The organism is Pseudomonas sp. R3-57, from assembly GCF_051132065.1.
In the GTDB taxonomy this organism is placed as follows: Bacteria; Pseudomonadota; Gammaproteobacteria; order Pseudomonadales; family Pseudomonadaceae; genus Aquipseudomonas.
The window spans coordinates 1,771,207-1,791,574 of the sequence record NZ_CP071655.1; the positions used below are offsets into that span (position 1 = coordinate 1,771,207).

At 60.8% G+C, this 20,368-nt stretch carries 15 protein-coding genes; 9 read left to right on the forward strand and 6 right to left on the reverse strand.

What is annotated here, in order from left to right; all coding sequences use genetic code 11:
• The first annotated feature begins 452 nt into the window (after window positions 1-452).
• From J3P93_RS08125 to J3P93_RS08145, 5 genes are all read left to right on the forward strand, one after another.
• Complete coding sequence (locus J3P93_RS08125) at window positions 453-1,892, forward strand: PLP-dependent aminotransferase family protein (protein ID WP_090285127.1); 1,440 nt, start codon at window positions 453-455, stop codon at window positions 1,890-1,892.
• Window positions 1,893-1,969: 77 nt separating this feature from the next.
• Window positions 1,970-2,443 carry a translation initiation factor 2 gene (locus J3P93_RS08130; protein ID WP_434596421.1) on the forward strand — a complete coding sequence of 158 codons (474 nt, stop codon included), beginning with the start codon at window positions 1,970-1,972 and terminating at the stop codon, window positions 2,441-2,443.
• Window positions 2,444-2,606: 163 nt separating this feature from the next.
• Window positions 2,607-2,861: a YkgJ family cysteine cluster protein gene (locus J3P93_RS08135; RefSeq protein WP_434596423.1), complete on the forward strand. Its 255-nt coding sequence runs from the start codon at window positions 2,607-2,609 to the stop codon at window positions 2,859-2,861.
• 40 nt (window positions 2,862-2,901) lie between these two features.
• Entirely contained in the window at window positions 2,902-3,507 is a 606-nt protein-coding gene (locus J3P93_RS08140) for an START domain-containing protein (RefSeq protein ID WP_434596425.1), read from the forward strand.
• 308 nt (window positions 3,508-3,815) lie between these two features.
• Entirely contained in the window at window positions 3,816-5,909 is a 2,094-nt protein-coding gene (locus J3P93_RS08145) for an LTA synthase family protein (protein ID WP_434596427.1), read from the forward strand.
• Between the two features lie 68 nt (window positions 5,910-5,977).
• On the opposite strand, the gene J3P93_RS08150 is transcribed toward J3P93_RS08145, so the two are convergent.
• Window positions 5,978-6,136 (reverse strand): DUF3309 family protein, encoded by a 159-nt coding sequence (locus tag J3P93_RS08150; RefSeq protein WP_172833327.1) that lies wholly within the window; start codon window positions 6,134-6,136, stop codon window positions 5,978-5,980.
• A 299-nt stretch (window positions 6,137-6,435) separates the two neighbouring features.
• Here J3P93_RS08150 and J3P93_RS08155 point away from each other — a divergent pair, with 299 nt between their 5' ends.
• The 3 genes from J3P93_RS08155 to csrA all read left to right on the forward strand — a co-directional run bounded on the left by J3P93_RS08155 (window position 6,436) and on the right by csrA (window position 7,968).
• Complete coding sequence (locus J3P93_RS08155; RefSeq protein ID WP_434596429.1) at window positions 6,436-7,251, forward strand: SDR family oxidoreductase; 816 nt, start codon at window positions 6,436-6,438, stop codon at window positions 7,249-7,251.
• Window positions 7,252-7,314: 63 nt separating this feature from the next.
• Complete coding sequence (locus J3P93_RS08160) at window positions 7,315-7,647, forward strand: YnfA family protein (protein ID WP_434596431.1); 333 nt, start codon at window positions 7,315-7,317, stop codon at window positions 7,645-7,647.
• Between the two features lie 135 nt (window positions 7,648-7,782).
• Window positions 7,783-7,968, forward strand: coding sequence for a carbon storage regulator CsrA (csrA, locus tag J3P93_RS08165; RefSeq protein ID WP_090285114.1), 186 nt, complete (start codon window positions 7,783-7,785; stop codon window positions 7,966-7,968).
• Window positions 7,969-7,971: 3 nt separating this feature from the next.
• On the opposite strand, the gene J3P93_RS08170 is transcribed toward csrA, so the two are convergent.
• From J3P93_RS08170 to J3P93_RS08185, 4 genes are all read right to left on the reverse strand, one after another.
• Entirely contained in the window at window positions 7,972-8,199 is a 228-nt protein-coding gene (locus J3P93_RS08170) for a YheU family protein (protein WP_003199186.1), read from the reverse strand.
• 171 nt (window positions 8,200-8,370) lie between these two features.
• Window positions 8,371-9,561: an osmoprotectant NAGGN system M42 family peptidase gene (locus J3P93_RS08175; RefSeq protein WP_203418956.1), complete on the reverse strand. Its 1,191-nt coding sequence runs from the start codon at window positions 9,559-9,561 to the stop codon at window positions 8,371-8,373.
• Window positions 9,562-9,699: 138 nt separating this feature from the next.
• Entirely contained in the window at window positions 9,700-11,445 is a 1,746-nt protein-coding gene (ngg, locus tag J3P93_RS08180; RefSeq protein ID WP_434596435.1) for an N-acetylglutaminylglutamine synthetase, read from the reverse strand.
• A 3-nt stretch (window positions 11,446-11,448) separates the two neighbouring features.
• Window positions 11,449-13,221: an N-acetylglutaminylglutamine amidotransferase gene (locus tag J3P93_RS08185; RefSeq protein WP_434596438.1), complete on the reverse strand. Its 1,773-nt coding sequence runs from the start codon at window positions 13,219-13,221 to the stop codon at window positions 11,449-11,451.
• 242 nt (window positions 13,222-13,463) lie between these two features.
• On the opposite strand from J3P93_RS08185, the gene J3P93_RS08190 reads away from it, so the two are divergent.
• On the forward strand, window positions 13,464-18,290 hold the full coding sequence (locus tag J3P93_RS08190) for an NEL-type E3 ubiquitin ligase domain-containing protein (RefSeq protein WP_434596440.1): 4,827 nt from the start codon (window positions 13,464-13,466) through the stop codon (window positions 18,288-18,290).
• A gap of 3 nt (window positions 18,291-18,293) precedes the next feature.
• Here J3P93_RS08190 and mnmC read toward each other — a convergent pair whose 3' ends face one another.
• Window positions 18,294-20,273: a bifunctional tRNA (5-methylaminomethyl-2-thiouridine)(34)-methyltransferase MnmD/FAD-dependent 5-carboxymethylaminomethyl-2-thiouridine(34) oxidoreductase MnmC gene (gene mnmC, locus J3P93_RS08195; protein WP_434596442.1), complete on the reverse strand. Its 1,980-nt coding sequence runs from the start codon at window positions 20,271-20,273 to the stop codon at window positions 18,294-18,296.
• Window positions 20,274-20,368 lie beyond the last annotated feature (95 nt).

Consider the following 20,368-nt stretch of genomic DNA (forward strand, 5'->3'; position numbering starts at 1 on the left):
TCCCACGCCCGGATCAATCCCTGCGCTCAGCCTTCCGATGTCGCTGGTTAGGCAAGATCAAGAGCACGCGAGCTAACGCTCATTGTTGAGTGGTTAGAAGCGGGTGGTTGGCTTGGGATTTTCGGTGGATTCGCCCCTCACCCCAGCCCTCTCCCCGAGGAGAGGGAGCCGATTGGTGTGCTTTTCAAGTGCTGTATTCAACTCGACATCCCAGGTCGGCGTATCTCTCGCATCCACTGCGGTCCGTCCCCTCTCCCTCCGGGAGAGGGCTAGGGTGAGGGGCTCTTGATCTTTAGCGACATTCTCGACCCCTTCTCAAAAAAACAGCACAGTCTCCGCAGACACCGCACTGTATCGTCGACTAAAGTGACAACTGTCCCAGTACACTTCTAAACTGTTCCGGTATTGTTTCGCACAAGAATAAAATCGCCCGTGAAATCGAGTGCTGCGTCATGACCAATCTCTTGCTCTACCAACGTATTGCTCAGCAGCTGGCCGAGGATATTCGGCGTGGCGTTTATCAGCCGGGGGAGCGGGTGCCTTCGGTGCGCAAGATGAGCTCGCAGCTCAATGTCAGTCATGCGACGGTGTTGCAGGCTTACGCCAATCTTGAGGATCAGGGCTTGATCCGGGCGCGGCCGCAGTCGGGTTATTACGTGCACCAGACGCCGGCGTTGACGGCGCCGACGCCAGACATTGCGCGGGTTGAGCGGCCGGGGCTGGTGACGCGCAGCAGTATCATTCAGCAGGTGTTGGTCGAGTCGCGCCGTGAAGGGGTGTTTCCGCTGGGTGCGGCGGTGCCGAGTGTCGATTATTTGCCGGTGCGCGCGTTGCATCAGCAATTGGCCAAGGTCACGCGCTTCCATAGCCCGCGCGCTTTCAGTTACATGTTCAGTCCTGGTTTTGAACCGCTGCGTCGGCAGGTGGCGATTCGCATGCGCGACGCTGGGGTGGTGGTCGATCCGTCTGAGGTGGTGATCACCCATGGTTGTGTCGATGCCCTGCAAATGTCGTTGCGGGTGTTGACCCGGCCGGGGGATCTGATCGCTGCTGAATCTCCGACGTATTACGGTCTGTTGCAACTGGCCGATCTGCTTGGTCTCAAAGTCATCGAAATCCCTAGCGACCCCGCAACCGGTATGAGCCTGGAAGCGCTGCAACTGGCGGCCAACCAGTGGTCGATCAAGGCGTTGGTGTTGACCACGCGCCTGAGCAATCCGCTGGGCGGGACCATGCCCGAGGAGCGGCAGAAGCAACTGCTGCGGCTGGCCTCGGATTTCGATATCCAGATCGTTGAAGACGATATCTATGGCGAGTTGATGTTCGAGCAGGGCAAAACCAAGGCGCTCAAGGCCTATGACCGGCTCGATCGGGTGATCTACTGTTCGAGCTTCTCCAAGACCCTGTCGCCGGGTGTGCGGATCGGCTGGATGATCGCTGGCAAGTATCAGCAGGAAATCCAGCGTTTGCAGACCTTCAGCACGCATTCGGCCTGCAGTGTCACGCAGATGGCGATTGCCGCTTATCTGGAAAACGGCGGCTATGACCGGCATTTACGGTACATCCGCCAGGAATACCGGAAAAACCTCAGCGCCTTCCAGTTGGCGGTGCAGCAGCATTTCCCCGAAGGCACGCAAATGACCCGTCCCACGGGCGGTTTCATCCTTTGGGTGAGTTTGCCGGGACGGGTCAATACGCAAGAATTGCATGTGCGTGCGTTGCAGCAGGGCATCAGTATTGCGCCGGGGTTGATCTTCAGTAACACCGAGCAGTTCAACCACTGTATCCGCCTCAATTGCGGGATTCCGTGGAACCGCGAGGCGGAACGGGCGTTGATGACGCTAGGGTTGTTGGCGACCCAGCTGTGTCAGGAAACCGCTGGCGGATTCTGAACGAGCGGCAGGTCAGGCTTGTCTTGTTGCGCACAACGAGCGAGCATGTGGCCCTCTGCCGTTAGTTCGTTGGGTCCATGAAAGCGATTGTTCCTGCCGCGTGGGTTTTGCTGGGTTCGTTGATGATCGGTCAGGTGCCGAGCGTCTTGGCGGCTGCCCCCCAGGAAAAACCGGCTGCGACCAGTACGAGCAAGAAAACCGCGAAAACCGCGGCACCCGCCAAAAAAGCCCAGTCGAAAAAAGCCGCCACGGTGAAGAAGCGCCGCCCGGTAGCCTCGAAATCGAAACCCGCCAGCGAAGTGGCAAAAACCCGATTGCCGTCGGCGAAGCTCGACCTCAGCCTGCCCAAGGATATGGTTGAAGAGTTGAAGCCCAAGGGCACCGTGGAACTGCCCAAGCGCGAGGCGATTCTGCCGCAGATGTTTGGCGAAAAAGACAGCGGCTTCCAGCTCAACGGGCGTCTGCTCAGCAACGAAATGCAGTTGCAACTGCGCAATGACGAACGCCGTGAAGTCGAAGGCGCGGCGCTGGACTTCGAATTCAAACAGTGAATGATGCCTGCCTGTGACCCGCAGAACAGACGCTTTGTCGGAGACTGGTCAGTCACTTTCACTTATCGCTGAAAAGCCGCCGCAGACAATTTGAAACAGCCGTTTTAGCGGTTACTCTGTTTCCCGTCTCTTTACACATCGCCCGTCGCGAGGATTGTTCGTCATGAAATGCCGTGAAGGCTGTGGCGCTTGCTGCATTGCCCCGTCCATCAGTTCGCCGATTCCCGGCATGCCCGAAGGCAAACCTGCCGGCGAACGTTGCGTGCAGCTGTCGGTCGATAACCTGTGCAGCATTTTCGGCCGCCCGGAGCGTCCGCCAGTCTGCGCAGGCTTCGCTGCCGACATTGAAGTCTGTGGCAACAGCGCCGAAGAAGCGATCAGGCTGATCGGTTGGTGGGAAGCCATGACTGCGGCCTGATGTGTCAAGGCAACGGAACTTCAACAATAAGGAAAAGACTATGGGTTCGCTGCATCGTATCGCTGTGTTGTGTGGTTTGGCCGCTGTGCTGGCCACCTCGGTTGCCCAGGCGGAAGACTGGAAAGTCGCCAAGAACGAGGACGGCATCAAGGTCTCGCTGAGCGAAATACCCGGCTCAGACTATAAGTCCTATCAGGGCGTTGCGCTGATGAAGACCACCATCGCCAAACTACGCGCGCTGCAGGAAGACGTTGCCGGTGCCTGCGCCTGGATTCACGAGTGCAAGACCCAGAAACTGCTCAAGCACGAAGGCGAACAGAGCTGGACCTACACCCAGTTCAACACGCCGTGGCCGGTGACTCCGCGTGATTCGGTGTTGCGCATCACCACCGTCGAAGGCGCCGATGGCAGCCTGACCCGCAATCTTGAGGGCGTGCCGACTTATCTGCCGGAAGAAAAGGGTTTTGTGCGGGTGCAGCAGGTCAAGGGGTTCTGGAAGTTCGTACCCAAAGGCGATCGGGTCGAAGTGACCTATCAAGTGCACACCGAACCAGGCGGCAGCGTGCCCGCCATGGTTGCCAACAAGTTCGTGGTCGATGCACCCTTCAATACACTCAAAGCCTTGAAACAGCGCGCCGAGAAATAATCCGCGCACTTTGAAAATAAACGCCCCGATTGATTCGGGGCGTTTCGTTTTCGGCTTTATTGTGTTTCCAGATATGCGTTGGACGAAATTTTCACAAAGTCTTCCCGACAATTCGCCCGCGCTGTTGCCTCGCTGTCAGGGCTCTAAATGAAAGCATCTGGCAGCGCGGCAGTAATCAATGGCAATGGTGCGGGTGATCGTGCAACATTTGCGCACCGCGCACGCCCCGGGGTCTGGAATGACCAATAGAGGGCTTGGCGCCGCTTTATTCTTTGCAACTTCAACTTTCCAATGGGTCCTAAAACGACATGGCAAACCCGGACGCCCTGAATCAGCAGCGATCTTCCAGTCGCCTGCTGCAACCGACCGTCAAATCGCATCTGGCCTACACGCTGCTTTGTGCGCTGGTCATGATGGTGATGTTTTCCGTGCTGCGCCTCGCGCTGCTGGTCTACAACCGCGAGATGATCCTCGACACCCCGGTCTCGACCTTCCTTGAAGCGTTCGTCAATGGCCTGCGTTTCGACCTGCGCCTGGTGGTCTACCTGTGCATTCCGCTGGTGCTGGCGCTGTTCAGCGCCCGGGCCATGGCGGCACGCGGCTTCTTCCGTCTGTGGCTGACCATCGCTTCGAGCATCGCGCTGTTCCTCGGCCTGATGGAAATGGACTTCTACCGCGAATTCCACCAGCGCCTCAACGGTCTGGTGTTCCAGTACGTGAAAGAAGACCCGAAAACCGTGATGAGCATGCTCTGGTACGGTTTCCCGGTGGTGCGCTACCTGCTGGCGTGGGTCATCGGCACGGTCATTCTGACCCTTGCCTTCAAGGGCGCCGACCGCGCCACCCGCCCGCGCGGGCCGTTCAGCGGCGGCAGTGTCAGCTCGCGTCAGGTCGCGCCGTGGTACACCCGTCTGGCGGTGTTCGTGGTTTGCCTGCTGATCTGCGTGGTGGCTGCGCGCGGCACCTTGCGTCAAGGCCCGCCAATGCGTTGGGGCGACGTGTACACCACCGATTCCAACTTCGCCAACCAGCTCGGCCTCAACGGCACGCTGTCGCTGATCGCTGCCGCCAAGGCACGCATGGGCGAGGACCGTGACAATATCTGGAAAGCCACTTTGCCGCAGGAGCAGGCGCAGCAAGTGGTGCGCGACATGCTGCTGATGCCGGACGACAAACTGGTCGACGCCGACATCGCTGCGGTGCGCCGTGACTACATGCCGCCGGCCGACAAGACCCTGCCGATCAAGAACGTCGTGGTGATCCTGATGGAAAGCATGGCCGGTCACTCGGTCGGTGCTCTGGGCGCGCCGGGCAATATCACGCCTTACCTGGACAAGCTGTCGAAGGAAGGCCTGCTGTTCGACCGCTTCTTCTCCAACGGCACGCACACCCACCAGGGCATGTTCGCGACCATGGCCTGCTTTCCCAACCTGCCGGGTTTCGAATACCTGATGCAGACGCCGGAAGGCAGCCACAAGCTGTCCGGCCTGCCGCAGTTGCTCAGTGCGCGTGACTACGACGACGTGTACGTCTACAACGGCGACTTTGCCTGGGATAACCAGTCGGGCTTCTTCAGCAACCAGGGCATGACCAACTTCGTCGGCCGCAACGACTTCGTCAATCCGGTGTTCTCCGACCCGACGTGGGGCGTGTCCGACCAGGACATGTTCGACCGTGGTCTGCAGGAGCTGAAAGCGCGGGAAAACGGCAAGCCGTTCTACGCGCTGCTGCAAACCCTGTCCAACCACACGCCATACGCCTTGCCGACGCCATTGCCGGTCGAGCGCGTGACCGACCGTGGCAGTCTCAACGAACACCTGACTGCCATGCGCTACTCCGACTGGGCGCTGGGCCAGTTCTTCGAAAAGGCGCGCAAAGAGAAGTACTTTAACGAGACCCTGTTCGTCATCGTCGGCGACCATGGCTTCGGCAACGAGCGTCAGATCACCGAAATGGACCTGGGTCGCTTCAACGTGCCAATGCTGATGATCGCCCCGGGCATCCAGCAGAAGTTCGGTACGCGTGACCATACGGTGGGCACCCAGATCGACATCGTGCCGACCATCATGGGCCGTCTCGGTGGCGAAGTGCGTCACCAGTGCTGGGGCCGCGACCTGCTCAACCTGCCGCAGGGCGATACCGGTTTCGGTGTGATCAAGCCATCGGGCAGCGAGCAGACCACGGCGATTGTCACCGCCGACCAGATTCTGGTGTTGCCGCGCGACAAGGACATGGGGCCGAAAATCTGGCAATACCAACTCGGTGCCAATCCGCATGCCGAAGTAGTGCCGAATGCACCGCGCACCGCCGAACTGAAACTCAAGCTGGAAGCGTTTCTGCAAACCGCGACCAAGAGCCTGCTGGATAACACCGCCGGTGTGATTCACGGCAAGCCGGACTGATTGCTGTTAAAAAACGCGCAATAAAAAAGAGGCCCTGAACAGGGCCTCTTTTTTTCAGCTTTAAATCGTCATATCTTGCCGAGTAACAACAACACCAACAGCACGACCAGTACGACACCGATGATGCCCGAGGGACCATAACCCCAACTTCTGGAGTGCGGGAAGACCGGCAGACCACCGATCAGCAACAGGATCAGGATGATGATAAGAATTGTGCCCATGTCGATTTCCTTGTTGGTAATGTCGAGAAGTCTCGATGTTCAAGGGCGACTGGATACCAAGTTATTCCAGCCGGCTTACAAGTTCCGACTTGTGCCAAGTGGAAAAAATTCCATGTTTTTTTAATGTATTTGGATTGCAGGCTTATTTCTTTTTTTCGCCCGGCTAGTTCAGAACTTACTCGCCCTCATTGAATCCAACGCGCCCCGGTTTGCACTCACCATTCAGCAATCTGATGGAGCGTGGGTGGTGGCCGAACGTTCGCTACACTCGGCGCATCTTTCCCGGAACAACAAGGCTGTCTGCTATGCAAAATCGCATGATGATCACTGGCGCGGGCTCCGGTCTGGGCCGCGAAATCGCGCTGCGCTGGGCGCGTGAGGGCTGGCAGCTGGCGCTGTCCGACGTCAGCGAACCGGGCCTTCAGGAAACCCTGAAGCTGATCCGTGAGGCAGGTGGTGACGGTTTTATCCAGCGCTGCGATGTGCGTGATTACAGCCAGCTCACAGCGTTCGCCCAAGCGTGTGAAGAGAAACTCGGCGGCATCGACATCATCGTCAATAATGCCGGCGTGGCCTCGGGCGGTTTCTTCAGCGAGTTATCGCTGGAAGACTGGGACTGGCAGATCGCGATCAACCTGATGGGCGTGGTCAAGGGCTGCAAGGCGTTCCTGCCGCTGCTCGAGCAGAGCAAAGGCAAGATCATCAACATCGCCTCCATGGCGGCGCTGATGCAGGGGCCAGCCATGAGCAACTACAACGTGGCCAAGGCCGGTGTGGTAGCGCTTTCGGAAAGTCTGTTGATCGAACTGGCACAACAGGAAGTCGGCGTGCACGTGGTTTGCCCGTCGTTCTTTCAGACCAACCTGCTCGATTCGTTCCGCGGGCCGACTCCGGCGATGAAGGCCCAGGTGGGCAAGTTGCTGGAAAGTTCGCCGATCACTGCCGCGGATATCGCCGACTACATCTACCGGCAAGTGGCCGCCGGTGAGTTCATGATCCTGCCCCACGAACAAGGGCGCATGGCCTGGGCGATCAAGCAGAAGAACCCGCAGTTGCTCTATAACGAAATGACCAGCATGGCCGCGAAAATGCGTGCCAAGGCCAAACAGAACAACGGCTGAACTTGCCCGCAGCAGACGGCGTCGTTAGGGTGGCCGCAATGGTCACCCTGTCGAGACGCATCGATGCTCAATTATTTGTGGTTCTTCTTCGCGGCGCTGTTCGAGATCGCCGGTTGTTTCGCCTTCTTCATGTGGCTACGCCAGGGCAAAAGTGCGCTGTGGGTGATTCCTGCGCTGATGAGTCTGACGCTGTTTGCACTCCTGCTGACCCGCGTCGAAGCCAACTACGCCGGACGCGCATATGCCGCTTACGGCGGAATCTATATCGTCGCTTCGATTGGCTGGCTGATGGTGGTCGAGCGCGTGCGCCCATTGGGCTCTGACTGGATCGGTGTGGCGCTGTGTGTGATCGGCGCCAGTGTGATCCTGTTCGGGCCGCGGTTTTCCGCGGCTTGACGGTGTTTTGCGGGAAACGTCTGACGGCTCGAAGCGCGCAAGGCTGTAAGGCAAAACTGATTTGCCTGCTGCGCATTGTGTCGCCGCCGCAAGCCGCGCATCTTCTGGGTTCGCTAACCCTGAAGGACGTATCTCATGCTTGTACTCAGCCGTGTCGTTGGTGAGTTGATTTCTATCGGTGACGACATCTCGTTGCGTGTTCTGTCGGTCAATGGCTCCAGCGTGCGCTTTGGCGTCGAAGCCCCGCAAAACGTGCACGTGCACCGCTCCGAAGTCTACGACCGGATCAAGCGCAAGGAAGGTGTGCAGAAGGTTCGCTGAGCGTCAGTCGAACAAATGCTTGGGCACATCGTGCTTGAGCATCAACTGGCACTGCTCGCTTTCCGGATCGAACACGATCAGCGCCTGGCCCTTGGTCAACGCCTGGCGGACGCGCAGTACACGGGTTTCCAGCGGCGTGTCATCGCCATTGTCGGTCCCGTCGCGGGTGACGAAATCCTCGATCAGGCGGGTGAGGGTGTCGACTTCAAGTTGGTCGTGGGGAATCAGCATGGGCACCTCGGCTAAATCAATGGCGCGATGCTACGGCGATTGGTGTTGGCCTGCCAGTTTTTGTAGTGCCTCGACCGGCGCCATCGCGAGCAGGCTCACTCCTGCAATTGGAATGCGATCCCCTGTAGGAGTGAGCCTGCTCGCGATAGCGGTATCTCAGGCAACGATGCCCTAACTGTCGGAACGCTGCCCCACCAGACTGTCCACCGGCGGCACCCGCGTTTCGCTCTCCATCTGCGTGTCGTGTTCGATCTGATGACTGAAGCGGTCCAGCGAGGCATTGGCCGGCGCCGCGTCGCTGGCGAACACCGGCGGGCTCAGAATGTAAGCACCGAGCAACCGGCTCAGCGCCGCCAGACTGTCGATGTGCGTACGCTCATAGCCGTGGGTCGCATCGCAGCCAAAGGCGAGCAGGGCGGTGCGAATGTCATGCCCGGCAGTCACCGCCGAATGGGCGTCGCTGAAGTAATAGCGGAACATGTCGCGGCGCACCGGCAGCTCGTGTTCACCGGCCAGGCGCAACAAGTGCCGCGACAGGTGATAGTCATACGGGCCGCCGGAATCCTGCATCGCCACGCTGACGGCGTGTTCGCTGGAGTGCTGGCCGGGCGCGACCGGGGCGATGTCGATGCCAACGAACTCGCTGACGTCCCACGGCAATGCCGCCGCCGCGCCGCTGCCGGTTTCTTCGGTGATAGTGAACAGCGGATGGCAATCGATCATCAACTCCTCGCCGCTGTCGATGATCGCTTTGAGTGCGGCAAGCAGCGCCGCGACGCCGGCCTTGTCATCGAGGTGGCGGGCGCTGATATGGCCGCTCTCGGTGAATTCCGGCAGCGGATCGAACGCGACCACGTCACCGACGTTGATGCCCAGCGACTCGCAATCGGCCTTGGTCGTGCAGTAAGCGTCAAGGCGCAGTTCGACGTGATCCCAACTGATCGGCATTTCATCGACCTGGGTATTGAATGCATGCCCGGACGCCATCAGCGGCAAGACACTGCCGCGAATCACGCCGCTGTCAGTGAACAGGCTGACACGGCTGCCCTCGGCAAAGCGGCTCGACCAGCAGCCAACCGGGGCGAGGGTCAGACGGCCGTTGTCCTTGACTGCGCGGACTGCGGCGCCAATGGTATCGAGGTGCGCCGAGACTGCGCGGTCGGGGCTGTTCTTCTTGCCCTTGAGCGTGGCGCGAATGGTTCCGCGCCGGGTCATTTCGAACGGGATGCCGAGTTCTTCCAGACGCTCGGCGACGTAGCGCACGATGGTGTCGGTGAAGCCGGTGGGGCTGGGAATGGCGAGCATTTCCAGCAGGACTTTTTGCAGGTAGTTCAGATCCGGTTCGGGGATTTGCAGGGTCATGGAAACTCCTGATGGGTTGAGCGCTGATCGTTCCCACGCTCAGCGTGGGAATGCAGCCCGGGACGCTCTGCGTCCCCTTGGAACGCGGAGCGTCCCTTGAGGCATTCCCACGCTGAGCGTGGGAACGATCGGATGGGTTCAGACCGCCGCCTGACTATGCGGAAACAACAGATCGACAAAGCGCTCCGCCGTCGGTTGCGGCTCGTGGTTGGCCAGGCCGGCGCGTTCGTTGGCTTCGATGAACACGTACTCTGGCTGATCCGCCGCCGGCACCATCAGGTCGAGGCCGACCATTGGAATATCCAGCGCCCGCGCCGCGCGCACAGCGGCATCGACCAGGGTCGGGTGCAGAATCGCCGTGACGTCTTCCAGGGTGCCGCCGGTGTGCAGATTGGCGGTGCGGCGCACGAACAGATGTTCGCCGGCCGGCAGAACGCTGTCGTAGGTGTAACCGGCCGCATGCAAGGTGCGTTCGGTTTCGTGGTCCACCGGAATCTTGCTTTCGCCACCGGTAGCCGCTTGCCGACGGCGGCTCTGCGCCTCGATCAGTTCACCAATCGAATGCTGACCGTCACCGACCACTTCGGCCGGTTTGCGGATGGCCGCCGCGACCACTTCGAAACCGATCACCACAATGCGCAGATCGAGACCTTCATGGAAGCTCTCAAGCAGCACGCGGCTGTCGTATTGTCGCGCTGCTTCGATGGCCTGCTGCACGTCTTCAATGGTCTGCAGATCGACCGCCACACCCTGACCTTGTTCACCGTCGAGCGGCTTGACCACCACCCGTTGGTGTTCGTCGATAAAGGCCAGATTGTCGTCGGCATTGCCGGCCAGTTGTTGCGCCGGCAGATTCAGCCCGGCAGCCTTCAGCACCTTGTGGGTCAGGCTTTTGTCCTGGCACAGGGTCATGCTGATCGCGCTGGTCAGGTCGCTCAACGATTCACGGCAGCGCACCCGGCGCGCGCCATGGCTGAGGGTGAACAGCCCGGCGTCGGCGTCATCGACCTGTACGTCGATTCCGCGTCGATGAGCTTCTTCGACGATGATTCGCGCGTACGGGTTGAATTGCGCCTCCGGCCCCGGACCAAGAAACAACGGTTGGTTGATGCCGTTCTTGCGCTTGATCGCGAACGTCGGCAGGTTGCGGAAACCGAGTTTGGCGTAGAGGTTTTTTGCCTGACGGTTATCGTGCAACACCGATAGATCCAGGTAGCTCAGCCCACGGCTCATGAAGTGCTCGATCAGATGCCGCACCAGCACCTCGCCCACACCCGGACGCGAACATTGCGGGTCAACCGCCAGACACCACAGGCTGCTGCCATTTTCCGGATCGTTGAACGCGTTGTGATGATTGAGGCCCATGACACTGCCGATCACCGCGCCGCTGTCTTCATCCTCGGCCAGCCAGTACACCGGGCCGCCCTGAGGATGCGGGGTGAGCAACTCGGGATCGATCGGCAACATGCCGCGCGCCTGATACAAGCGGTTGATGCCTTGCCAGTCCGCCTCGCTCTGCGCACGTCGAATGCGGAAGCCGCGAAACACGCGAGTGGCCTGGCGGTAATCGCTGAACCACAGGCGCAAGGTGTCGGACGGATCGAGGAACAGCTGCGTCGGCTCCAGGCCCAGAATCTGCTGCGGCGCGGCGACGTACAGCGCAATGTCGCGCTCGCCGGGTTGTTCGTTGAGCAGTTCCTGCGCCAATGACGCCGGGTCCGGGAAGGTATGGCCGATCAGCAACCGGCCCCAGCCGCAATGCACGGCAATCGGTGCGCAGGGCAGGGTGCTGCCGTCTTCAGCGAGGCGCGCTTGCAAACGTTCGTACGACGGCGCCTGACCACGTAGCAGGCGTTGGTTGATGGACGTGGCGTGGGGTTTCATCAATCAGATTCCTTGTTCACTGAGCCACAGGTTCAGCGCCGCCAGTTGCCACAGTTTCGAACCGCGCAACGGGGTCAGTTGGCCTTGAGGGTCAGTCAGAAGCTTGTCGAGCATGCTCGGGTTGAACAGGCCGCGATCCTGGCTTGGATCAAGCAGCAGTTCGCGCACCCAGTTGAGCGTGTCACCCTGCAAATGTTTGAGGCCAGGCACCGGGAAATAGCCTTTCTTGCGGTCGATCACTTCACTTGGAATGACCCGACGCGCGGCTTCCTTGAGCACCTGTTTGCCGCCATCGGGCAGTTTGAACTGGCCGGGTACACGGGCCGACAGTTCGACCAGTCGGTAGTCGAGAAACGGCGTGCGCGCCTCCAGGCCCCAGGCCATGGTCATGTTGTCGACCCGCTTGACCGGGTCGTCGACCAGCATCACCGTGCTGTCCAGGCGCAGGGCCTTGTCCACCGCCGCCTCAGCGCCGGGCTGGGCGAAGTGTTCCTTGACGAAGTCCCCGGCGGCATCATTGGCCGTCAGCCATTTCGGCTGCACGGTGGCGGCGTAGTCCTCGTAGCTGCGGTCAAAAAACGCCGCGCGATAAGCTGCATACGGATCAGCCGCGCCGTCGACTTGCGGATACCAGTGATAACCGGCAAACAATTCGTCGGCACCCTGACCGCTCTGCACCACTTTGCAATGCTTGGCCACTTCCCGCGACAGCAGGTAAAAGGCGATGCAGTCGTGGCTGACCATCGGCTCGCTCATCGCGCGGAACGCGGCGGGCAGTTGTTCGATGATTTCTTTCTCATCGATGCGCAATTGGTGGTGCTGAGTGCCGTAGTGTTTGGCGATCAGATCGGAATACTGGAACTCGTCGCCGCGCTCGCCGCCGGCATCCTGGAAACCGATGGAAAAGGTCGACAGGTTCTCGACGCCGACTTCACGCAACAGGCCGACGAGCATGCTCGAATCGACACCGCCGGACAGCAACACACCGACGTCCACTGCGGCGCGTTGACGAATCGCCACCGCTTCGCGGGTGCTGTCGAGTACGCGGTCGACCCAGTCTTCCAGCTTGAGGTTTTTCTCGTCCTCGTTCGGGCCGTAGGGCAGGGTCCACCAGATTTTCTGTTCGGTGGTGCCATCGGCTTCGACGCGCATCCAGCTCGCGGGCGGCAGCTTTTCGATACCCGCCAGCAGCGTGCGCGGCGCCGGCACCACGGCATGGAAATTCAGATAGTGATTGAGCGCCACCGGATCGAGAATCGGGTTGATATCGCCGCCCTTGAGCAGCGCTGGCAGTGCCGATGCGAAACGCAGGCGCTGGCCGGTGCGCGACAGGTACAAGGGCTTTACGCCGAGACGGTCACGGGCGATGAACAGGCGCTGCGCGTCACGCTCCCAGATGGCGAAGGCAAACATGCCGTTGAGCTTGGGCAGCAGTGCCTCACCCCAGGCGTGATAACCCTTGAGCAGGACTTCGGTGTCACCGCCGGAATAGAACGCATAACCCAGCGCTTCGAGTTCGGCGCGCAGTTCCGGGAAGTTGTAAATGGCGCCGTTGAAGGCCAGCGACAGGCCCAGTTGACTGTCGATCATCGGCTGCGCCGAGCCGTCCGACAGGTCCATGATTTTCAGGCGCCGATGGCCCAGGGCAATCGGCCCTTGGGCATGAAAGCCCCACGCGTCAGGGCCGCGCGGGGCCAGGTGATGGGTGATGCGCTCGATGGCTGCAAGGTCTGCAGGTTGTTGATCAAAACGTAACTCGCCAGCTAATCCACACATAAAATCCTTACCGGTTTTTCCGTTGGGGAGGGGTCAAGCGTGACCTCGCCAAAAGGGCGGGTACTCAGAAACTGACCCGCCACGGTAGGTGGAGTTTTAGAACGATAAGTTATAAGCCGCAGCACGGGTCCATCATCAACTGTTAAGTTCGCGGGTGTGATGGCGGCGATAGGTAGATACCACCTGCGATTCCCGAGGTTCGCTATGTTCACCGGTCCAACCCGCAATAAAGGACTATTGCCATGCCCGCCACAGTGAACAAAACCTCGCCACAGGACGACGCCATCCTGGGTACGCTGCTTGAGGCCACCGCCGATCTCGACACCGCGCAAACGCTGCAGAAAACCTTGCCTGCGCACCTGCTCAAAGCCAGCCCCGAAGCATTGTCGGCACTCGATCAGACCGTACGTGACCTGCACGACACGCAAGTGCTGGTCGACAAGGACCTGCTCGCGCTGAAACCTCTGAATAGCTTCTGCATCGATGAATTGCACGCGGCCTTGCGCGGTAAATGGCCGGCCGTCACGTTTGATGTCGAGAAAGACTTTCTCAGTCTGCCCGGCGTCGACTGCGGTTGCCCGGCAACCTCCACCGATGAAAACGGCATCCAGACCTTCCCCAACGCGACGCCGACGCTGCTGCAAGCGGCCATGCAGAATTTCAGCAAGGACGAGGCAGCTGACACCTTCCCGAAGGGTAGTTTCATTCGCATCAAAAGTGCGGCGCAGGGCGTGAGCGATCTGACGCCGGCCGCTTTCGCCAAACTGTGTCGCGAGCTCGATCTGGGCAAACGCTATCAGGAGCATTTTCAAAAGGTGTTCGGCCTGCTGGACCGCGATGGCAAGGTCATCGCCACCAGCGCCATGACCCGGGATATCGCCAAGCTGAAAAAACTGCTGTTGCAACTGGACATGCAACAAGCCGCCCTCAAGGGCCATATCACTGCGGCCACCCGGAAGGTGCTGGAGAAACTGATCGACGCCGATGGCGTGCTATCGAGTGCAATCAAACTCTATGGCAAGCAAGCGATGATCATGCAAGGCGTGAAGATTCTCGACAGTTGTGTCTGGGGCGTGGTGGTGTTTTCCAGCCGATCGGTGGAGCTGTACCCCAGTGAGAGGTGCGTGGTGTACATGGCCGGCGAACCGCAACGACCGTTGTATGAATACCCGAGTTTCACCGCGTTCAAGCAATATCTGACCAAGCAGTTGCAGGTGGCAAGCTTCAAGGAGTATTTCGCCCACAGTCTCGATGAAGACAACAAGGCCGACTTCTTCAAGACCTTCGCCGACAGCCTTGATCTTGGATCGGTCAAGCAGTGGCCGATGAGCGTGGCACTCTTCGAATTCATGGTGCAGAGCCATGTCGGCAAGCTGCAGCAAGACGCGCGCAAGCTGGCCGTACCGACCGACGATATCGATGAAGAGGTACGCAAGAAACGCCTGCTGGATTTCATTCAGCTGGGTGTGACCGTCGTCTCGGTCGCGGGGCTGGTGGTACCGGTGCTCGGGCAATTGATGATGGGCGTTGCGGTCGGGCAGATGCTCGCTGAAGTCTATGAAGGCGTCGAGGACTGGCGCCGTGGCGATCATCAGCAAGCGCTGTCACATCTGCTCAGCGTGGTGGAAAACATTGCCGTGATGGGCGCGTTCGCCGCTGGGCAGAAAGCCGTAGCAACGCTCGGCAAGAAACTCCTGCAAGCGCACCCGCAGTTCTTTGCGCAATTCAGCGCCATCGTTAACGGCGCAGGGCAGCCACGGTTGTGGAAGCCTGATCTGGCGCCCTATGAACATCCGCTGCCGACCGGGTTTACCATCGCTCCGGGCTCGAAGGATTTTTATCAGATCGGCGACAAGACCCTGAGCCGCATCGATCATCGAATCTTCGCCGGTGATTACGATCCCGCGAGCAAAGTCTGGCGCCTGCAACACGCCCGGCGGGCGCCAGCGTATGTTCCGCGGATTGCCCGGCACGTCGAGGGCGGCTGGCGCCTTCCCGCCGAAGAACCCGAGGAATGGGGCAATTCGGCCTACGCGCTCAAGCGTATCGATCCGCAGTTGAGCGAGTTCGTCGATACCGACCTGGACATGCTGCGTCGCCTCAGCGACACCCTGCCTGAGGGTTTGCATCAGGCGTTCACCGACAATCTGAGCCTGCCCGAGCGCTTGCGCGACGGCGTCGAGCGCGCGCGTCTGGCGCGGCAGTTACGCACTCTGACCCGTGAGTTGCAGGCGGGCGAGATCCACTCCGGCCAGCCGGTCGAAGAGCAGTTGCATACCTTGCCAGCGATGAAAGGCTGGCCGACCGACCGTTATATTGAAGTCGTCGACGCCGAAGACAGCGTCACGGCGACCTATCCTGAAACCAAGGTGCTCGATGAAACCCTGGGCGTGGTGGTCAGTGAGGGCCAATTGGCTCGGGGCCAGTTGCTGCAAACCGTGGTGGACGGTTTGTATCAGAGCGAGGTCGAGGCCTTGCTCGGCAGCAAAGTGGCGAAAAACCTGCAGCACTCGGCCTTGGCCAAGAAACTCGGCGCGGCGCTCAACGCCGATCATCGCGCAGCCTTCGAGCGCATGTACCGACGCTACGACAAGAGCGAGGTCGATCAGGTACTGAAGCTGCGCAGCGTCTTCGCCGAGATCCCCGCGCGCTGTGCAAAAAAGCTGATCGAGCAGGCGCCAAGTGTGCAGCGCCAGAGCCTGCGCACCAGCGGCCGCGTGGCGTTGCAGCTCGGACAGCAGGTGCGGACCACCAGCGCTCATGTGCGCCTTGATCGTGCGCTGGCCGGGTTTCACTGGCCGCGCCTGGCCAACAACGATACCGACACACTGGCCATCGAGTTGCTGCCACGCCTGCGCGGTTGGGATTCACGCTGGCGGCTGGAACTGCGCGAAAAATCACTTGGCGGAAAGCTTCTGCAAGCCGTTGGCGAGGAGTCGGCGAGCCCCGTCCACAAGGGCTCGTTGGTGAAATCTGCCAGCGGCTATGAAGCGTTCGACGGTAGCGGTAAGTCTTTGGGTAAAGTCGCTTCCGGTCCCACCGCGCTGTATGGCGCCATCCTCAAGGCGGCCCCATCGGTGCAAGTCAAGGCCGGCGCTTCTGCCGGTGCACTGCCGGGCGACGCGGCCCAGTTGCGCAGCGAGTTGCTCGACGCCGCTCTGGCGGAGCGCGAGGTCGCGGCGCGCACGCTGGTCAGTGGCAAGTCGATAGCGCTGGAGGCCGAGCCTGTCTGTATCCAGAGCGATCCTGCTCCAGTGAAGAAGCACCCACAGGCATTGCTGCGCAAAGTCCGCAAACTCTACCCGCGCATGAACGAAGCGCAGGCCAGCGAGTTTATCGACGGGCTGGGTGACGATGCGCTGACCCGGGCGACGCGGGTCAACGCCTTGCGCGACAATCTGGACAGCCTGCGCGATGCACTGTTTTCGTGGAGTGAAGATATCGAGGCGATGAACACGGTCGGGCCGGATCTGGCAGAAGTGCGGCACAGTCGCAAGACCTTTGCTGAACTGATCGAACACGGTTTTCGGCGGTTTTACCAAGAGAAAAACGAGGACGGAAAAACCGTTGGCGTGTTGAAACTCGACGGCATGCGCGTCGGCAAGCTGCCGACCCTGCCGGCAGAGATCAGCTTTGCGCACATTCAGCAGTTGTCCATGCGTGACATGGCCTTGACCGATGATGTGGCGTACTTTCTCAAGTCGTTCAAGCACCTGGAGTCGCTGGAACTCGATGGCAATAGCATCAGCCGTTTCCCCGAAGTGCTGTCGCACATGCTCGATCTGAAGCGCCTGAGTCTGGCGGGCAACAAGCTTCAGTTGACCGAGCAGACGCTGGCAAAACTCAATGGTCTGGACACGCTGCATTATTTGAATTTGAGTGAAAATCCGCTGGGCGCCACGCCGGATGTCACTCGCCTGTTTTTTCTGCGTCGGCTGTTGTTGCGCGACAGCGGTCTCACGGAAATGCCCAAAGGACTTGCGCGCTTGCAGTACCTGGACTGGGCCGACCTGAGCGAAAACCACATCAAGAGCTTGCCGCAGTGGCTGTTCAAGATGCCTCGACGTTTCAGCCAGACACTCAATCTTGGCCGCAATCCTTTGGCCAATCCGAGCAAAACCCTGCTGCAGACCTATCGCGACAATGTCGGCGTGGGCATGGGCTATCTGGAAAACGACATCGCCCGGCTTGATGAACAGCAGGCACGGTCGCTGTGGCTGCCAGAGGCGGCGGGCGTCGAATCGGCCGGGCGAGAGCGCATCTGGAACGCTTTAAAGGACGATACGCGCGCCGAGGGGCTGTTCCGACTGCTCGCGGAACTGGGCAATAGCGCCGATTCGGAAAAGGTCAACGAGGACCTGCGGCGGCGGGTCTGGACGGTGCTCGAGGCCGCAGAGAATGACGCCGTGCTCTGCGACCAGGTGCTGGACCTGGCCGCCAGCCCGATCAACTGCACTGACAGCGCAGCCATGAATTTCAGTTATCTGGAAGTCGCGGTGGAGATCGATCGGGTAACCAGCCTCGCTGGCGGCAAGATCACCAGCGCTAAACCGCTGCTGAAGCTGGGGCGTGGCCTGTTTCGCCTGGCTCAACTGGACGAGATTGCCCTGGAACATGCCGCTAAAGACCCCAAACTCGATCCGCTGGAGGTCAGCCTCGCCTATCGCAGCGGGCTTGCCGAGACCCTGGAGTTGCCCGGTCAGCCACGGCACATGCGCTACGGCTCACTAGCCGGCGTCACTGCGGCTGATCTGGAGGTGGCGAAGAGCCGGGTCACGACAGCCGAGCTGTCGCCGAAGTGGTTGAACTTCATGTCTGGGCAGACATTCTGGAAACACTATCTGCAACGCACCTTTCCCCGCCAGTTCGCACCTGTGGACGATAAGTTCACACCAGAAATGACCGCCCTGGATGAGCAATCAAGCAGCTTGTCGGACGCCGATTACCTGAGCCAGGCAGAGATCATCAAGGCCGAACGGGAAAAAGCCTTGGGCGACGTGTTTACCCGCCTGACCAACGATGCATTACGAATCGTTGATCTGGGCCTGTGCGCCAGGCCCGACGCCTGAGCATCACTTGCCGCGAATCAGTTTGCGCAGGGCGAACCGGTTCGGGTGACAGGCTTCGGCGACGCTGCGTGGGAGCGGCAGCGGCTCGTTGTCCAGCCACGCTGCGAGCAGTTCACCGGACAGCGGCGCGGTAATCAGCCCGCGCGAGCCGTGGCCGCTGTTGACGTACAGGCCGTCGTGCCACGGGCAGGCGCTGTCCGGCACTTGTCGGGCGTCCTTGCTCAACGCTGCATAGGTTTGATTGAACGCTGGCAGGTCGGCGAGCGGGCCGACAATCGGCAGGTAATCGGGGCTGGTGCAGCGAAATGCGGCGCGTCCCTGAAGGTTTTCGAGCGGCTGTTGATCAATGTGCAAACGGGCGACCAGATCGCTGGAGATTTCCTCGAGCATGGCCAGATTGCCCTGGTGTTCGGCAGCGGTCGGGGTCAGGTCATCGCTGTGAAAGTCGAAACTGGCGCCGAGGGTGTGCTCGCTCAGACGCGCCGGTGCGACATAGCCTTCGGCGCACACCACCGTCTTCAGCGCGGCGCTTTGCGGGGTTTGCGCCAGACGCGTGATCTGCCCGCGAATGCGCTTGAGCGGCAACTCGGCGCTTTGTGCAAAGCGCTTGATTTCGGCGGCGCCGGCCAGCACCACTACCGCAGCACTGGCGAGCAAGCGCTCGCCGTCCCACGCTTGCCACCAGTCATCAACCTTGCGCAGTTGCAGCACGTCGTGATGGCTGAGCAGTTCGATGTTCGGCTGCGCGGCTTGCGCCTGACACAGCGCGGGCGGATGCACCCAGCCGCCTTCGGGGTAGAACAATCCGCCATGGGCCACACCCACCCCGGCGCGCGCCTGCGCCGCCGGTTGCTCCAGCCAGTGCAACAGATCTTCGGGGAAGGCCTCGGCCAGTTGCGCGTGACGCTCGGCTTCCTTGGCATTGAAGGCCAATTGCAGCACCCCGCAAGCGTCCCAGTCGGTGCCGCGTTGCAGGGTTTCCAGCAGGCGGCGGGTGTAGCCGAAACCGCTGACGATCAGTTGCGACAGCGCCGTGCCGTGGGCGGACAACTTCAGGTAGAGCACGCCTTGCGGGTTGCCCGAGGCTTCCTGCGCCACGCCCGCGTGGCGCTCAAGCAAGCTGACCTGCCAGCCGCGCGCGGCGAGGCTGGCGGCCGTCGCGCAACCGGCCAGCCCCGCACCGATCACCAACGCGCTGCGTTCGCCGACCGGGGGGGCAGGGCGGGCGAACCACGGTTTGTGCGCCTGGGGTGGCGTCACGTCTGCCGGCCAGCCGAGGAATTCGCCACGCAGGATTTCCCACTTGTGACCGATGCCCGGCGTGCGCTTCATCTTGAACCCGGCGGCATTGAGCAGACGCCGTACCCAACCGGTGCTGGTGAACGTGCTGATGGTCGAGCCCGGCGCCGCCAGTCGGGCCAGTTCGGCGAACAGCTCAGCGGTCCACATGTCGGGGTTTTTCGCCGGGGCGAAGCCATCGAGAAACCACGCGTCGATCTGTGCGTCGAGCTGTGGCAATTGCTCCAAGGCATCGCCGATCAACAGCGTCAGCGTCACCCGACCGTTGGCCAGGGTGATGCGCTGGAAACCGTCGTGGATCGCCACGTACTGCCGCAGCAATGGGTCGGCCAGCGGCTTGAGCTGCGGCCACAACGCCAGGGCGCGTTGCAGATCGGCCGGGCTCAGCGGGTATTTTTCCACGCTGACAAAATGCAGCCGCGCGCCCGCCACCGCGTGTTGTTCGAACAGTTGCCAGGCGCAAAGAAAATTCAGCCCGGTGCCGAACCCGGTTTCGCCGATCACCAGCCGCCCGTTCGCCGGCAGCGCGGCAAAACGCTCGGCCAGACGGTTTTGTTCAAGGAACACGTAACGGGTTTCGTCGAGCCCCGACTGGTCGGAGAAATATACGTCATCGAACACTCGCGAACGCGGGCGTCCCTGGTCATCCCAGTCGAGCTGGGCGTGGGGCAGTACAGGTTTCATGGCAGGCTCGGCAACGGCAAGGCCGCCATTCTAGCCGATCGTGCCGGCGCTGCTTGATCCATGGCAAGGCGCATGGCCGGGTGCACGCCGACAAT

Coding starts and splice junctions, on each gene's coding strand:
- J3P93_RS08125 (WP_090285127.1), top strand. CDS start 453: ATGACCAATCTCTTGCTCTACCAACGTATTGCTCAGCAGCTGGCCGAG.
- J3P93_RS08130 (WP_434596421.1), top strand. CDS start 1,970: ATGAAAGCGATTGTTCCTGCCGCGTGGGTTTTGCTGGGTTCGTTGATG.
- J3P93_RS08135 (WP_434596423.1), top strand. CDS start 2,607: ATGAAATGCCGTGAAGGCTGTGGCGCTTGCTGCATTGCCCCGTCCATC.
- J3P93_RS08140 (WP_434596425.1), top strand. CDS start 2,902: ATGGGTTCGCTGCATCGTATCGCTGTGTTGTGTGGTTTGGCCGCTGTG.
- J3P93_RS08145 (WP_434596427.1), top strand. CDS start 3,816: ATGGCAAACCCGGACGCCCTGAATCAGCAGCGATCTTCCAGTCGCCTG.
- J3P93_RS08155 (WP_434596429.1), top strand. CDS start 6,436: ATGCAAAATCGCATGATGATCACTGGCGCGGGCTCCGGTCTGGGCCGC.
- J3P93_RS08160 (WP_434596431.1), top strand. CDS start 7,315: ATGCTCAATTATTTGTGGTTCTTCTTCGCGGCGCTGTTCGAGATCGCC.
- csrA (WP_090285114.1), top strand. CDS start 7,783: ATGCTTGTACTCAGCCGTGTCGTTGGTGAGTTGATTTCTATCGGTGAC.
- J3P93_RS08170 (WP_003199186.1), bottom strand. CDS start 8,199: ATGCTGATTCCCCACGACCAACTTGAAGTCGACACCCTCACCCGCCTG.
- J3P93_RS08175 (WP_203418956.1), bottom strand. CDS start 9,561: ATGACCCTGCAAATCCCCGAACCGGATCTGAACTACCTGCAAAAAGTC.
- ngg (WP_434596435.1), bottom strand. CDS start 11,445: ATGAAACCCCACGCCACGTCCATCAACCAACGCCTGCTACGTGGTCAG.
- J3P93_RS08185 (WP_434596438.1), bottom strand. CDS start 13,221: ATGTGTGGATTAGCTGGCGAGTTACGTTTTGATCAACAACCTGCAGAC.
- J3P93_RS08190 (WP_434596440.1), top strand. CDS start 13,464: ATGCCCGCCACAGTGAACAAAACCTCGCCACAGGACGACGCCATCCTG.
- mnmC (WP_434596442.1), bottom strand. CDS start 20,273: ATGAAACCTGTACTGCCCCACGCCCAGCTCGACTGGGATGACCAGGGA.